Consider the following 14,816-nt stretch of genomic DNA (forward strand, 5'->3'; position numbering starts at 1 on the left):
TTGCCCGGTGGTCCGGGCGTGCAGAAGGATTTGAGTCAGAGCGGATTCGGCAGGGGGGGACGAATAAAATTGCGAGTCTGTCATCATATTTTTGTCTGCTGTACATATATTTGTACTAGTCCTAAGCATGTACGCGTTTCGTTTTAACAACCTGTAGGAGGGATTCTCATTGGAAAAAGTAGATATCTTTAAGGACATTGCAGAGCGTACTGGCGGGGATATTTACCTGGGGGTCGTTGGAGCGGTCCGTACGGGGAAATCCACGTTTATCAAACGCTTTATGGAGTCCATTGTACTGCCGAATATTCAGAATGAAGCGGACCGCATCCGGGCGACCGATGAGCTGCCGCAAAGTGCGGCTGGACGTACTATTATGACGACCGAGCCGAAATTTGTGCCGAATAACGCGGTTCAGCTGCACGTCGCCGAAGGGCTGAATGTCAATGTGCGGCTGGTTGATTGCGTCGGGTATGTGGTGGAAGGCGCCAAAGGGTACGAGGATGAAAGCGGTCCACGGATGATTAATACGCCGTGGTTTGACGAGGCGATTCCGTTTCAGGAAGCTGCTGAAATCGGCACGCGCAAAGTCATTCAGGAGCATGCGACACTGGGCGTCGTCATTACGACGGACGGCTCGATTGCCGAAATTCCACGTGTCTCGTATGTGGACGCCGAGGATCGGATCATTCAGGAGCTGAAGGAAGTCGGCAAGCCGTTTATTGTCATTGTCAACTCGACAAAGCCGAACAGTGACGCCGCACAGGAGCTGCGCAGCGAGCTGCAGGCGAGGCACGATGTACCGGTTGTGACGGTTAGTGTCGCCAATATGGGCGAGGACGACTTTACGTCCGTGCTCCGTGAGGTACTTTACGAATTCCCTGTTCACGAAGTTAATGTGAATCTGCCAAGCTGGGTTATGGTGCTGCAGGAAAATCATTGGCTGCGCTCCAATTTTGAAAACTCCGTACGGGATACGGTTCAGGATATTCGCCGGCTGCGGGATGTGGACCGCGTCGTCAGCAGCTTCGAGGAGTACGAATTTATCGACCGCGCGGCGCTGGCAGGCATGAATATGGGCCAGGGCGTGGCCGAGATCGACCTGTACGCGCCGGATGAGCTGTACGATGGCATTTTGCAGGAAGTGGTCGGCGTAGAAATTCGCGGCAAAGACCATTTGCTGCAGCTGATGCAGGAATTCACGCATGCGAAGCGGGAATACGATCATTTTGCCGAGGCGCTGGAAATGGTCAAAACGACCGGCTACGGCATCGCTCCGCCAACGCTGGCCGAGATGGCGCTTGACGAGCCGGAGCTGATCCGGCAGGGCTCCCGCTTTGGCGTGCGGCTGAAGGCTACGGCTCCGTCCATTCATATGATCCGCGTCGATGTGGAGTCGGAGTTTTCCCCGATTATCGGGACCGAGAAGCAAAGCGAGGAGCTTGTCCGGTACCTGATGCAGGATTTCGAAGACAACCCGTTGAAAATCTGGGATTCAGACATTTTCGGCCGCTCCCTGCATTCGATTGTTCGCGAGGGCATTCAAGGCAAGCTGGCGATGATGCCGGACAATGCCCGCTACAAGCTGCAGGAGACGCTGGGCCGGATCATCAACGAAGGCTCGGGCGGTTTGATTGCCATTATCTTGTAGGACGTACCGGAAACCGTCAAAAAATGTACCCCTGCGGGTGCATTTTTTCATTTTTACTTGAAAAGTGCGAAGTCCTGTATTACTATAAGGTTGATTTGCTGGAGAAACTCACATGGGATGTATATTTTGCCTGTAAACCGTGAACAAATGAAATAAAGGCATCTATGTTGTGGGGGGAGGTGAATGGCATGAACAAATCCGATCTGATCAATAAAGTCGCTGAAACAAGCGAGCTGTCCAAAAAAGACGCAACCAAAGCCGTTGAGGCGGTATTCGAGGCGATCTCCGAGGCGCTGCAAGGCGGCGATAAGGTACAGCTCGTCGGCTTCGGAAACTTCGAGGTTCGCGAACGCTCTGCCCGCAAAGGCCGTAACCCGCAAACCGGTGAAGAAATCGAAATCCCATCTAGTAAAATCCCTGCTTTCAAGCCAGGCAAAGCACTTCGTGACGGGATTCAATAGGACTGATCGGCAATCGTGTCTTCTACATAGACGACCCGTGCTCGAATAGCAAGTACCCGTTTCACCGGCGTCTGAGTCGTGCACTCAGGCGCTTTTTTTATGATTATAGAATCTATTAGTTTTCAACGAAGCTGAACAATTTCTATCCTCGCAAGAACAACTTGTCGGCTGCGGCAAATCGCCGGGCAAATGGTATTGCGGCTGCTGAAAGCACATGCTATAATAGCGAAACGGAATGGATGGTTTTGGTTATCGGGGTATGGCGCAAGCCGGCACGATGTACCAAAACATGGACAACGGGTTGTGGCGCAGTCTGGTAGCGCGCGCCCTTGGGGTGGGCGAGGTCGCAGGTTCAAATCCTGTCAATCCGATTTGCTTTTTTCACATAGAGGTGACCCTTGTCAGACGGGGGTCGCCTTTATGCTTTTATACGCAGTTCAGTAGGTATGTATTTCTTATAAATGTTTCATACTAAAACAACGATCTACCAGCTCAGAGGAAGTAAAAGCAAGCTAAACGAATGGAGGCTTGGTGCAGATGGGTGAACATGTTATCATCATGCTTCGAAGCATCGCGGCCTTTCTCGTTCTCTTGAGCATCACCAGAATTTTAGGAAAACAAACGCTGTCAAACATGAATTTCCACGAGTTTATTACGGCTGTCATCCTTGGGGCCACTGGTGCGAATTTTGCTTTCAACGATAAAATACAGGTCAGTCATCTGATGATTTCCTTGTTCGTATTTACTTTTACGTCATTCTTTTTGTCCAAGCTGCTTGTGCGTTTTCGCAAGATGCGCATGTGGACCGAAGGCACGCCGTCCGTCTTGATGGAAGGTGGAAAAATTTTAGAGGGCAACCTGAAGAAAAATAATTTGACACTGGATACGCTGAACCAGCTGCTTCGCCAGAAGGATATTTTTAATATTGACGAAGTGGAGTATGCTATTTTAGAGATTAATGGCAAGTTGTCCACCCAAAAGAAGGAACCGTATCGAAACGCAACCTTGCAGGATTTACATCTACCGGGACGCGGCGATCATCAATTCCCGATTGAGCTTATTATGGACGGACGTGTTTTGTACGGAAACCTGAATGCCAATCAAATCTCCCTCAATTGGCTGCAAAAGGAACTGAAATCGCGCAATAAGAAAACGGAAGATGTATTTTACGCCGTGCGAGGAAGTAACGGGCAGTTGTATTTCGATTATCGTGAAGATGGTATACAGCATCCGGTCGATGTCGAGTAAACCCGCATGACCTGCGAGCTTGCGGCATAATGACCGGCAATTTTGTGAAAAAGAGGACGTTCCCTCCGCAGCGGAAACGTCCTCCTTCATTCCGTATCCAATGCCGATGACCTGCTCAACGACTCACGTTCGTTTGTCCAATCAGGTAATTGTACTTGTCTGCATGCTTCAGCTCGTCGAGCATGACGCCGAACACGGTATCTTTGTAGACGCCTGCCGGTAATCCGAACCACAGCTTGCGATAGCGTTCTACGGCGGATAGTTCGCCGAACAAGGCCGTTTTCAGCCCCTGGGCGTAAGTAGCCGGCGCTGGCTCCGCCTCTTCCGCATTTCCCGGCCCGGGCTGCTGTCCCGTAAGCTCAAACAGCATCTCGCGAAACATCTTATTGTGGCTTCTCTCATCATTCCGGATCGAGGAGATGATGTCAGCCTGCTCCTTGCCCGGAGCCAGCTGGATGAGCTGATTGTAGAACAACTCGTCAGCTCTCTCTCCTTGAATGGACTGCTTCATCAGGTTCAGCGCTTCAACGTAACTTGTGGCCCAGACGGGTTGAAAGGCCTTGCGGTACCATCCATACCCCTGATTGTAGTTCCAAACCATCAATTTCGTTCGCCTCCTTCACGGATCGTTACTTGGCATTTTATGTGGGATCGTTAGCAAACTTTCCAAGTATCTAATCTTAATGTGTGCGTGCGGGTGTTGACATCCCGTTCATTTTTCGTCATCATTAGGACTATCTTGCAGGCTGGGGGGTCGTAAGGCATGGAATCAAGCCAAAGTGAATATTTCATTATCAAGGCTAAGGAAAACGGCGTGCAGGTGATCGGATTGACACGCGGGCAGGATACGCGGTTTCATCATACGGAGAAGCTGGACAAAGGCGAGGTCATGATCGCCCAGTTTACAGAGCATACCTCGGCGGTGAAAATACGCGGCAAGGCTGTCGTCGTGACGAAGTTCGGCACGGTAGAGACGCAGGAATAATTTTCTTTCGCGGAGGCAGGCATAGCCTGCTTTTTTTCGTTGTACAATGATAACAGACAGGCCATGGGCAGCATCAGGCCCGGCCGCGGACGGTCCATTCGGCTCGCGGCTTCAGCCGGTCGTACCTTTCCTTCGAAACGATAAGGAGCAAGGAGGACGTCCGCGGTGAGATGGATTTCCCGTTTGTTAGTGATGACGCTGCTGTCAACCGGGGTGGCAGTCGGCTGCTTGTTGATGCTGCGACTGGATGAAACGGCGACCGTATTTCGAATGAACGAACCGGTCGCCGTGACGGAAGCGAATATTGTGGATGTCGTCTCCCGCATGCCGCTGCATCTGCGCATTCGCCGCGTTGAGGTCAGCCGGACGTATGCGTCGATTGATCTGGTCGCTGTGACGACGACCGATTCTGCAGCTACGCTGCAGGATGTGTATGAGATTCCAAGATCGCTGTTTGCTGCGTCCACGAACCTGAATCAGGTGTTTGTCCGGGTGCTGGACGCTTCACGGGGACAGGAGCAGAGCGCCCAGCTGCTTGTGGCTGCCGACGCGAGGAGAGAGCAGGCGACGCAAGGCGAGGCCAGGCATACGCCTGCCGGCGAGGCTGAGCTTCGCTCGTATCTGAACACCTATTACCGGATGACCTATACGCCCGTCTGGCAGGAGCGTCATGGAACGGAGCGCGACAAGCCGCAACCGCTTTGAAATGGCTTTGAAAGCCAGCATGCGTTACGGTACGGTTTATGCTATAATGATTTGGATTGAATTGCAGCATTTTGTGCAAGGTTCGGAGGCTTACATAATGGATACTTACCGGATTCCCGAAATAGCCAGACCCTATACGGAATATGAGATGATTCGCAGGCACACGGATTTGCCGGGACTCGCCGAGCTGCGCGCCCGGCTGTTGTACGCCTTCCTGGCCAGACATAGCACGCTGGCCGACCATCGCGAGCTTTATACCTTGGTAACGAGTCTCGTACAGCTCGGACTGGATACGCATGATACGGTCAGCTTGACCAATGACGACAAGGATATGCGGGCTTCCCGGGCGCGGCAGCTGCAGGTGCTGGCGGGCGACTACTTCAGCAGTCGGTTTTATTACCTGTTGGCCCAGGCGGGCCACATCGAGCTGATCCGGATGATCTCGGCCGCCATCTGTGAAGCCAATCGGCTGAAGATGAACCTTTACCTGCTGATGAAGCAGTTCAAGCTGTCCGCAGACGAATACATCCGGCAGTCCGTTGAGATCAGGGCCCGGCTGTTTTTGTCCTTCAAGGAGATTTTGGAGGCCGACGTTTATCCGCTATGGTCGGAGCTGCTTGAATTGTTTACGCGTTGCGAGGTGCTGACCGATGAGCTGGTGCGCTCCGAATCATCCCGGCAGTACCGCGATAGCTGGGGTTTTTGGCATGTGCTCCAACAGGGGACCAAGGAAGAAAAGAAGCTGCTCCAGCAACCGGAGCCTGACCAAGCCAAGCTGAGATCGCTGTGGCTGGCCTATCAGGTAACTCCACAGCTGCGGCACATGCTGGAGCTTGGTCTCAATGAGCTGCAGGACAAGCTCCGGATGCTTGAGCCGGAGCGGCTGGCCCGGGAGCTGCAGCAGCTTGCGGAGCCTTACCGCAATCAGTTGTCTTCCCGGCATGGCACGGACAGCCGGGTTATTCAGGAAATATGAGGTGACGACCGTGATGGACAGCAAGACCAAGGAACAATTCGTTCACTCCGTCTTCGAGAGCATTGCTCCGAAGTATGACCTGATGAACGACATACTCAGCTTTCGCCGCCATAAGGCATGGCGCGAATTTACGATGCGCAAGATGAACGTCCAGCCTGGCGATACGGCGATTGATTTATGCTGCGGCACCTGCGACTGGACGATCAGCCTTGCCGAGGCCAGCCGTTCCGGCAAGATGATCGGTCTGGACTTCAGCCAAAATATGCTGGACGTAGGCGCTCAGAAAATTGACAGGCTTGGCTTGGACAAGCAAATTGAGCTGGTGCGCGGCAACGCGATGGAGCTGCCGTTTGCGGACCATTCATTTGATTATGCAACGATCGGGTTTGCGCTGCGCAATGTGCCTGATCTGGTGAAGGTGATCGAGGAGATGCAGCGGGTGGTTAAGCCGGGCGGCATGGTCGTGTCGCTGGAGCTGTCCAAGCCGACGTGGCAGCCGTTTAAAGCGATTTATTATTTTTATTTTCAAAGGGTTCTCCCGTTGCTCGGGAAGCTGATCGCCAAAAAGTACGATCAGTACAAATGGCTGCCGGAGTCGCTGGTCCACTTTCCGGATCATAAGCAGCTTGCGGAAATTTTCCGGTCTACAGGCTTGACGGATGTCCGCGTGTATCCGCTGTTTAGCGGCATTGCGGCGCTGCACATCGGGATTAAGCCTGCGGCCGTAACTACGTCCAAGGGAGACTGAGCATCATGTGGAGAAAGACCCGCATTTTTATGGAAATGATCAAAATCGAGCATACGTTGTTTGCGCTGCCGTTTGCGTTTATGGGGGCGCTGCTTGGCTCGGTTGTGACCTTTCATCAGCTGCCCTCCTGGGGGCAAATCGGCTGGATTTTGCTGGCGATGATCGGCGCCCGCAGCGCCGCAATGGGCATCAATCGGGTCGTGGACAAGGTGTTTGACGCCAAAAATCCGCGCACCGCGATGCGTGCGATTCCGGCCGGACTCATTTCCTCGAAGGAAGCTATTATATTTATTATTCTTTCCTTTGCGCTGCTGTTTGTGGCTGCCGCGAATTTGAATCCGCTGTGCATGAAGCTGTTGCCGATTGCCGTATTTTTCCTGGTGTTTTATTCGTACACGAAGCGGTTCACATGGGCCTGCCATATTTTCCTTGGCGTTGCGATTGCGCTGGCGCCGCTTGGCGGCTGGGTGGCCGTAACCGGCGAAATCACGCTGACGGCTATGGTGTTTTATGTCGGCATCGTGTTTTGGCTGGCTGGCTTTGATGTCATTTACGCTTGCCAGGATACGGAATTTGACCGCAAGGAAGGGCTGCATTCGATTCCTGCGCGGTTCGGGATTGCGAGGTCGCTGGTGCTGGCGCGTTTGTTCCATGTCATCACAGCCGCTTCGCTGCTCGGGTTGTATTTCCTGACGGAGCTGGCATGGGTTTATCTGGTTGGGGTGCTGCTGTCGTTTGGACTGCTGTTTTATGAGCATTTTATTGTCAAGCCCAACGATCTTAGCCGCGTCAACACAGCCTTCTTTACGATGAACAGCATGCTTAGCGTTGCCATGTTTGTTTTCACATTCATTGATTTGGTGGTGTTTGCCGCATGAACAAGCCTTGGGTAATCGGTATAACGGGAGCGAGCGGAGCCGCCTACGGCGTCCGCTTGTGCCGTTTTTTATTATCCCGGCAGGAGCATATCCATCTGGTCATTACCGATGCAGGCTGGCGTGTGCTGAAGGAGGAGCTGGGCTGGGAAACGTCGCGGCGTCAGGAGACGATCGCGAGGCAGTTCGGGGACTTGCCTGGAACGGTGGAATACGTGCCCGTGCAGGATATCGGTGCAAAGACGGCCAGCGGTTCATTCCTCACGAAGGGCATGGTTATTTTGCCGTGCTCGATGGGAACGCTGGCGAGTCTGGCGAACGGCGCGTCGGACAATTTGCTGGAGCGGACGGCCGATGTGATGCTGAAGGAAGGGCGAAAGCTGATTCTGGTGCCGCGCGAGACGCCGCTTCATGCGATTCACCTCGAAAACATGCTCAAGCTCGCCCGTCTGGGCGTGCGGATGATCCCGGCGATGCCAGCCTTCTACCAGGGACCGCAGACCGTCGACGATATGGTCGACTTTATCGTAGGAAAAGTGCTGGACGCTATGGAAATCGAACATCACTTGTACAAAAGATGGGGTATGCCACATGAGATCGAACAATCAGCCCATACGGATGGGACGCATTGATTTTGCGAATGTATGGCCGCTGTTTTATTATTTTCCGTTTGCCTCGTTCGGCGAGCGGCTCGAAGTATTCCAGCAGGTGCCGACGCAGCTAAACAAAGCGATGGCCGAAGGGAGGATCGACATCGGTCCGATTTCTTCCTTTGCGTACGCCGAGCATGCCGATGATTACTTGCTGTTCCCGCATATGTCGGTCAGCGCCTTCGGCAAAGTGCATTCCCTGCTGCTGTTTCATCGCAAGCCGCTGGCTGAGCTGGACGGAGCGACCATTGCGCTGCCGACGACGTCGGCGACGACCGTAAATTTGCTCAAAATCATCTTGGCCAAGTTTTACCGGGTCGAGGTGCAGTATCAGACGGAGGAGCCGGAGCTGGATACGATGATGCGCAAGGCGGATGCCGCGCTGATCATCGGCGATCATGCGATTAAAGCCAGCTGGGAGAACAACGGTTACATCGTGACCGATCTGGCTGAGGAATGGACGCGGCTGACGGGCCACTGGATGTCCTTTGCCGTTTGTACGATTCGCAAGCAGGTGGTGAGGGAGCAGCCGGAGCTGGTCAGCGACATTTATAACGCCTTCCTCGAAAGCAAGCGCAAGTCGCTCGCTGATCTTACGTCGCTGGTCGATGAGGCGCAGCGGCTGATCGGCGGCACGAAGGAGTATTGGCATCATTACTTCTCGAATTTGTGCTACGAGTTCGGCCCCAAGCAATGGGAAGGCTTGCAGCTTTATTATCAATATGCGGTGGAGCTTGGGTTTCTGCAGCATAAGGTTCAATTGGAAATCTGGCAAGATAATTCGGTAGCCCGGGTGACAGAATGAAATTATTGGATGTGTACGCCAAGCTGAAGAAAGATATCCACAGCATCGAAAAAGAATTGGAGCGCAGCATTGATGTCGATCATCCGCTGCTGCGCGACGCTTCGCTCCATCTGCTGAAGGCCGGGGGCAAGCGGATTCGCCCTGTATTTGTGCTGCTCGGAGGCAAGTTCGGACAATACAATCTGGAGCGGATCAAGCTGGTCGCCGTGCCGCTGGAGCTGATTCATATGGCTTCCCTCGTTCATGACGATGTGATTGACGATGCGAACACGCGCCGCGGACAGCTGACGGTGCGTTCCAAGTGGGACAACCGGATTGCGATGTATACGGGCGACTATATTTTCGCGAAGGCGCTCAGTATTGTCACGCAGCTCGACCAGCCTGCGATCCATCAAATTATGTCCAAGGCGCTGGTTGAGATGAGCATCGGCGAAATGGAGCAAATTAGGTTCTTCTACCATACGGAGCAGACCGTTCGCGATTATTTGCTGCGGATCAAGCGCAAAACTGCGCTGCTGCTGGCGATCAGCTGTCAGCTGGGAGCGATGGCGGCTGGCGCTCCGGAGCGGACCGCGAAGCTGCTTCGCAAGTTCGGCTACTTCGTCGGCATGGCGTTCCAGGTGCGCGACGACCTGCTTGATTTGTGCGGGACGGAGAAAGAAATCGGCAAGCCGCCCGGCAGCGACCTGCGGCAGGGCAATATTACGATTCCGGTCATTTTTGCTTTGCGGAATCCGCGTCTGCGGCCTGCGTTGCTGGAAGAGCTGGCTCGGATCAAAGCCTGTGACGGGCAGACTGACCTGCGGTACGCACTCGATATGATCCGCGGCAGCGAAGGGATTGCTCAGGCGGAAGCGCTTGCCTCCCGTTATATTGACAAAGCGATTGCGGTCTTGCAGGAATTACCGGACATTCAGGCGAAGAAAGATTTAACTGGCATTGCGCACTTCATCGGCAATCGGTCTTACTAGCAATCATGACCCGTTGCAGGGCGGCAGCAGTTGTCAGGCAGAGAAAGGAGAGGAGAGGTGTACAATGGAGAGAACGTTTTTGATGATCAAGCCGGACGGCATTGAGCGGGGACTGATTGGGGACATCGTCGCCCGCTTTGAGCGCAAGGGGCTGGTGCTGCGCGCTGCGAAGCTGCTGCAAATGAGCCGGGAGCAGGCCGAACGCCATTACGCCGAGCATGCGGGCAAAGACTTTTTTGAGCCACTCGTTGCGTTCATCACCTCCGGGCCGGTATTTGCCATGGTATGGGAGGGGGACCGGGCGATCGGTCTGTCACGCAGCCTGATCGGCAAAACCGATGCGCTGGAGGCAGCGCCTGGCACGATTCGCGCTGATTTTGCCATACATACGAGATTGAATCTGATCCACGGCTCCGATTCGCCGGAAAGCGCAGAGCGCGAGCTCGCCAATTTTTTCGCGCCTGAGGAACTGATCAGTTATACGAAAGCCGTACAAAAGTGGATTTAATGCGCAGCTGACAAGGGTGGGGATGACAGCATGGAGGACCAGGATTTTCTAGGGTTCATTAAAAAGGTAAAGGATCACACATCCATCGACCTGGCGCAATACAAGGAAGCGCAGATGAAGCGCCGCCTGACGACGCTGCGGATGAAAAAGGGCTATAATACCTTTGCCGCATTTTTCGATGCGATGACGAAAGACAAGGCCTTATTTTATGAATTTCTCGACCGGATGACGATTAACGTCTCGGAGTTTTGGCGCAATCCGAACCGCTGGGAGGTGCTGGAGCAGCGGTTTCTGCCGGAGATGATCCGCAGATCGCGGCGGCTCAAGTGCTGGAGCGCAGCCTGCTCCACGGGGGAGGAACCGTATACGCTGGCGATGATTATGGCCGAGCTTGGCGTGTTGGGCGACAGCTCGGTGACCGCGACGGATATTGACGACGGCGCACTGGAGAAAGCGAAGCATGCCGTGTATTCCGACCGCTCGATCCGCGATGTTCCGTCCAAATATTTACAAAAATATTATGTGCAGGAAAAGATGACGTTCAAAATCGCCGATTCCTTGAAGCGCTCGATCAAGTTCCAGAAGGGAAATCTGCTGACGGACAGGTTTGATACCGGCTATGACTTGATCATCTGCCGCAACGTGATGATTTATTTCACCGAGGAGGCGAAGCATCTGCTGTACCAGAAATTTGCGGATGCGCTCCGGCCGGGCGGCATTTTGTTTGTCGGCAGCACTGAGCAAATTTTCAACCCCGGCCAATACGGGATGGAATCGGCAGAAACGTTTTTCTATCGGAAAATGTAAGCGGGCGCTGAATAATCGCTGCCAAACAATCCCATACTGTTCCTAAACGGGTGTAAGGCCCGGGTCAGCTACGGCAGGAGGATTTGCATGGACAAGCGTAAAGTCATTACGGCCTATCGCCGCGGATTTATTACGATGCAGGAATGCGCCCAGATTTTGGGCGTCGATTCGTTGCAAATTATGGGGCTGGTCGATGATCCGCACGGCAAGCCCGCTGCGGGCAAGCTGCGCAAGCAGTCGGTTAATGGGTAGCGCGCGATGCTGCGCGTCCCGCTCAACATACGCCGCACGAGGCTGCGATGCCCCGTTGCCGGCGTATTTTTTTTCGCGAGGGGCGGGAGCGGTCGTCCGGTTTTCTGCCTGCAATTCCTTGTCAAAGCAGCAAGCCTATACTATAATGAGTCAAAGGAATCAGTACATAAAAGCGCTAAAGCGTTTTTGGAAATGGCCGGTTTCCGGCTCAGGGGTTTCGGATGAAAGGGGATAATTTGGGTGAGATATTTAACAGCAGGAGAAACGCACGGGCCGCAGCTGACGGCGATTATTGAAGGGTTTCCCAGCAATGTGAACGTGGATTTTGAAGCGGTGAACGAGCAGCTGGCCCGTCGGCAAAAAGGATACGGCCGCGGTCGTCGCATGCAGATTGAGAAGGATACGGCGCAAATCGTAGGCGGCGTGCGCCACGGCAAAACAACCGGCGCCCCAATCGCCCTGGTGGTAGAGAACAACGACTGGAAGCACTGGACTTCCGTCATGAACATAGAGCCGATCGAGGGCAGCGACGAGACGAAACGTCGGGTTAACCGTCCGCGTCCGGGACACGCCGACCTGAATGGCGGCTTGAAGTATAACCAGCGTGATCTGCGTAATATTTTGGAGCGCTCCAGCGCGCGTGAAACGACGATGCGCGTAGCGGTCGGCGGTATGGCGCGCGAGCTGCTGAAGGAATTCGGCATCAAGGTGGCCGGACAAGTTGTTCGGATCGGCGAGGTAGAAGCGCAGCGGCAGGAGCTGCCGATTGACGAGTTGATCCGCATCACCGAGGAGTCGCCTGTACGCGTGACGGACAAGGAAGCGGAAGCGCGGATGATCGCCGCGATTGATGCAGCGAAGCTGGACGGCGACACGCTTGGCGGAGTGATCGAATGTATCATCGAAGGCGTGCCTTCGGGTCTTGGCAGCCATGTGCAGTGGGATCGCAAGCTTGACGGACGGATTGCGCAGGCGGTGCTTTCGATCCAGGCGTTCAAGGGCGTGGAATTCGGCATCGGCTTCGAGGCGGCCGAACGCCGCGGCTCGGCGGTGCATGATGAAATTTTGCATGAGGAAGGACGCGGGTTTTACCGGGCGACAAATCGCGCAGGCGGCTTTGAGGGCGGCATGACGACGGGCGAGCCGATCGTTGTGCGCGCGGTGATGAAGCCGATTTCGACACTTTACAAGGCGCTGCAAAGCGTGGATATCGACACGAAGGAAGCGTTCACGGCACAGGTCGAGCGTTCCGATACGTGCGCGGTTCCGGCGGCAGGCGTTATTCTGGAAAATGTCGTAGCCTGGGAAGTAGCCAGTGCATTCATGGAGAAATTCGGCGGCGACTCGATTGAGGAAATCCGCAACAACTACAACAGCTACTTGGAGCAAATCAAGAGCTACTAGAAAGCGCGGGTGAGAGAAGCTGATGAACAAGCCGGTGGTCAAAGAGCTGGAAGTGAAGCTGGACGAGCGCTCCTACCCGATTTATATCGGGGAGGGACTGCTTGACGGAATAGCCGGTTATTTCGACAAGCATGGCATCTCGAAGGTATCGCCGCTGCTGATCGTGACCGATTCGCATGTGGCGGGCCGTTATTTGCAGCCGGTCATGGATCGTTTGCAGGAGGCCGGCTTCAAGCCGGTTTCCCACACGGTTGAGGCCGGTGAGAAATCGAAGTCGCTGCGCGTGCTGGAGGACGTGATCACGACCTGTCTGGAGGCGGGGCTGGACCGGAAATCGGCGGTCGTAGCGCTTGGTGGCGGCGTAGTCGGCGATCTGGCGGGTTTTGTTGCGGCCAGCTATATGCGCGGCGTCCGGTTCGTGCAAATGCCGACGACGATTTTGGCGCATGACAGCAGCGTTGGCGGCAAGGTAGCCGTGAACCATCCGCTCGCTAAAAACATTATTGGCGCGTTCCACCAGCCTGAATTCGTGCTGTACGATACGTCGACGCTCCTCTCGCTGCCGGACCGCGACGTCCGGGCCGGGTTGTCGGAGATGATCAAGCACGGGCTGATCTGGGATGCGGAATTTACTGCGTGGTGCGAGGACAACGCGGAGCGGCTGACCGGACTTGATCCGGAGGCGCTGCAGTACGGGCTTTACAAGGGCTGCGGCGTCAAGGCTGCGGTGGTATCACAGGATGAGCGGGAAAACGACCTGCGGGCGATTTTGAATTTGGGTCATACGATCGGACACGCGCTGGAAGCGGTCGCAGGCTACGGCGAGCTGCTGCACGGCGAAGCGATTGCGATCGGCATGGTTGGCGCTGCGATGCTGTCGGTGGAGCTCGGCAACCCGCCGCACGTGCTTGAGGTTACGGAGCGGATCTTCCGCAAGTTCGGGCTGCCTGTGCGTATCCCGTCGCATGTTGACACGGATGCAATCATGTCGGCTATGATGCATGACAAGAAATTTAAGGAAGGCCGGATGGTCTACATCGTGCCGACGGAAATCGGTCAGGTCGAGATCAACAAAACGGTGTCCGCAGCGCTCGTCAGAGACATTGTGGAGCGGTTAAAACAGGAGGATTGACATGTTCGTACGGGGAATTCGCGGTGCGATTACGGTAGAGCATAACGAAGAAAAGGAAATTTTGGACGCAACGCTGGAGCTGCTGTCCCAGCTGGTGCATGAGAACGGCATTATGCCGGAGGACATCGCAAATGTGTTCATTACGGTGACGCAGGACTTGACGGCAACCTTCCCTGCCAGTGTGATTCGCCGGCTGGACGGTTGGGAGTTCGTCCCGCTGATGTGTTCGGTCGAAATTCCGGTGGAGGGCGGCTTGCCGCGCTGCATCCGTCTGATGGTAACGGTGAATACGGACAAGAAGCAAGCCGACATTCACCACGTGTATTTGCGTGATGCGATGCGTTTGCGTCCGGATTTATCGAATTTGACAAATGCATAGCGAAGGTAGTATAGTGAACCGTAACGAGCCTGTGAGAGTCACGGGCTGTTAGCAGAGTAGAGCGAGAGCAGAGCACAGATCAGACGAGTTGAGTTGAGTCAGGCAAGATCCAGGTTAGCCCATTTGCAGGTGGAGTTTGTGCGAAGCGTACAGGTCTTATTTTTTTCATGCGCGCTGCTTCTTTTCTGTTAAATAGCTGATTATGGAATCGTTGCCGGAACTATTCGTTCTCTGCTGGAATCACGCCTCTACCTTGCGTAGA

18 protein-coding genes and 1 tRNA gene are annotated in these 14,816 nt (G+C 54.4%); 18 read left to right on the forward strand and 1 reads right to left on the reverse strand.

Annotation, left to right across the window (positions count from 1 at the left end; all coding sequences use genetic code 11):
- Window positions 1–169 precede the first annotated feature (169 nt).
- The 4 genes from spoIVA to AC6ROY_RS08505 all read left to right on the forward strand — a co-directional run bounded on the left by spoIVA (window position 170) and on the right by AC6ROY_RS08505 (window position 3,357).
- Window positions 170–1,648, forward strand: a complete 1,479-nt coding sequence (spoIVA, locus tag AC6ROY_RS08490; RefSeq protein WP_500099789.1) for a stage IV sporulation protein A — start codon at window positions 170–172, stop codon at window positions 1,646–1,648.
- Between the two features lie 188 nt (window positions 1,649–1,836).
- Window positions 1,837–2,109, forward strand: a complete 273-nt coding sequence (gene hbs / locus AC6ROY_RS08495) for a non-specific DNA-binding protein Hbs (protein ID WP_072327675.1) — start codon at window positions 1,837–1,839, stop codon at window positions 2,107–2,109.
- A gap of 297 nt (window positions 2,110–2,406) precedes the next feature.
- Window positions 2,407–2,480, forward strand: a tRNA-Pro gene (locus AC6ROY_RS08500).
- Between the two features lie 166 nt (window positions 2,481–2,646).
- A complete protein-coding gene (locus AC6ROY_RS08505; protein WP_500099790.1) occupies window positions 2,647–3,357 on the forward strand; it encodes a DUF421 domain-containing protein in 711 nt (236 codons plus the stop codon).
- Between the two features lie 115 nt (window positions 3,358–3,472).
- On the opposite strand, the gene AC6ROY_RS08510 is transcribed toward AC6ROY_RS08505, so the two are convergent.
- Window positions 3,473–3,958 (reverse strand): ferritin-like domain-containing protein, encoded by a 486-nt coding sequence (locus AC6ROY_RS08510; RefSeq protein WP_500099892.1) that lies wholly within the window; start codon window positions 3,956–3,958, stop codon window positions 3,473–3,475.
- A 162-nt stretch (window positions 3,959–4,120) separates the two neighbouring features.
- Between AC6ROY_RS08510 and mtrB the strand changes: the two genes are divergently transcribed.
- The 14 genes from mtrB (at window position 4,121) to aroH (ending at window position 14,554) form a co-directional block, all read left to right on the forward strand.
- Window positions 4,121–4,342, forward strand: a complete 222-nt coding sequence (mtrB, locus tag AC6ROY_RS08515; protein ID WP_500099791.1) for a trp RNA-binding attenuation protein MtrB — start codon at window positions 4,121–4,123, stop codon at window positions 4,340–4,342.
- Between the two features lie 165 nt (window positions 4,343–4,507).
- Window positions 4,508–5,047, forward strand: a complete 540-nt coding sequence (locus AC6ROY_RS08520) for a hypothetical protein (protein WP_500099792.1) — start codon at window positions 4,508–4,510, stop codon at window positions 5,045–5,047.
- Between the two features lie 97 nt (window positions 5,048–5,144).
- Entirely contained in the window at window positions 5,145–6,023 is an 879-nt protein-coding gene (locus tag AC6ROY_RS08525; RefSeq protein WP_500099794.1) for a heptaprenyl diphosphate synthase component 1, read from the forward strand.
- A 13-nt stretch (window positions 6,024–6,036) separates the two neighbouring features.
- Window positions 6,037–6,771, forward strand: a complete 735-nt coding sequence (locus AC6ROY_RS08530) for a demethylmenaquinone methyltransferase (RefSeq protein WP_500099795.1) — start codon at window positions 6,037–6,039, stop codon at window positions 6,769–6,771.
- Between the two features lie 5 nt (window positions 6,772–6,776).
- On the forward strand, window positions 6,777–7,649 hold the full coding sequence (locus AC6ROY_RS08535; RefSeq protein WP_500099797.1) for a UbiA-like polyprenyltransferase: 873 nt from the start codon (window positions 6,777–6,779) through the stop codon (window positions 7,647–7,649).
- Window positions 7,646–8,278, forward strand: coding sequence for a UbiX family flavin prenyltransferase (locus AC6ROY_RS08540; protein ID WP_500099798.1), 633 nt, complete (start codon window positions 7,646–7,648; stop codon window positions 8,276–8,278). Before AC6ROY_RS08535 ends, AC6ROY_RS08540 begins: the two co-directional genes overlap by 4 nt.
- Window positions 8,238–9,101, forward strand: a complete 864-nt coding sequence (locus AC6ROY_RS08545; protein WP_500099799.1) for a menaquinone biosynthetic enzyme MqnA/MqnD family protein — start codon at window positions 8,238–8,240, stop codon at window positions 9,099–9,101. The genes AC6ROY_RS08540 and AC6ROY_RS08545 overlap by 41 nt, the downstream gene beginning before the upstream one ends.
- Window positions 9,098–10,072, forward strand: coding sequence for a polyprenyl synthetase family protein (locus tag AC6ROY_RS08550; protein WP_500099800.1), 975 nt, complete (start codon window positions 9,098–9,100; stop codon window positions 10,070–10,072). The genes AC6ROY_RS08545 and AC6ROY_RS08550 overlap by 4 nt, the downstream gene beginning before the upstream one ends.
- Window positions 10,073–10,136: 64 nt before the next feature.
- Window positions 10,137–10,580, forward strand: coding sequence for a nucleoside-diphosphate kinase (gene ndk / locus AC6ROY_RS08555; RefSeq protein WP_500099801.1), 444 nt, complete (start codon window positions 10,137–10,139; stop codon window positions 10,578–10,580).
- Between the two features lie 30 nt (window positions 10,581–10,610).
- Window positions 10,611–11,387, forward strand: coding sequence for a CheR family methyltransferase (locus AC6ROY_RS08560; protein ID WP_500099802.1), 777 nt, complete (start codon window positions 10,611–10,613; stop codon window positions 11,385–11,387).
- Window positions 11,388–11,474: 87 nt separating this feature from the next.
- Window positions 11,475–11,639 carry a hypothetical protein gene (locus AC6ROY_RS08565; protein ID WP_500099803.1) on the forward strand — a complete coding sequence of 55 codons (165 nt, stop codon included), beginning with the start codon at window positions 11,475–11,477 and terminating at the stop codon, window positions 11,637–11,639.
- Between the two features lie 234 nt (window positions 11,640–11,873).
- Entirely contained in the window at window positions 11,874–13,043 is a 1,170-nt protein-coding gene (gene aroC / locus AC6ROY_RS08570) for a chorismate synthase (RefSeq protein WP_500099893.1), read from the forward strand.
- 22 nt (window positions 13,044–13,065) lie between these two features.
- Window positions 13,066–14,175, forward strand: a complete 1,110-nt coding sequence (gene aroB, locus AC6ROY_RS08575; protein ID WP_500099804.1) for a 3-dehydroquinate synthase — start codon at window positions 13,066–13,068, stop codon at window positions 14,173–14,175.
- Window position 14,176: 1 nt separating this feature from the next.
- Window positions 14,177–14,554 (forward strand): chorismate mutase, encoded by a 378-nt coding sequence (aroH, locus tag AC6ROY_RS08580; RefSeq protein WP_500099805.1) that lies wholly within the window; start codon window positions 14,177–14,179, stop codon window positions 14,552–14,554.
- Window positions 14,555–14,816 lie beyond the last annotated feature (262 nt).

Source organism: Paenibacillus sp. sg306046 (assembly GCF_059821225.1).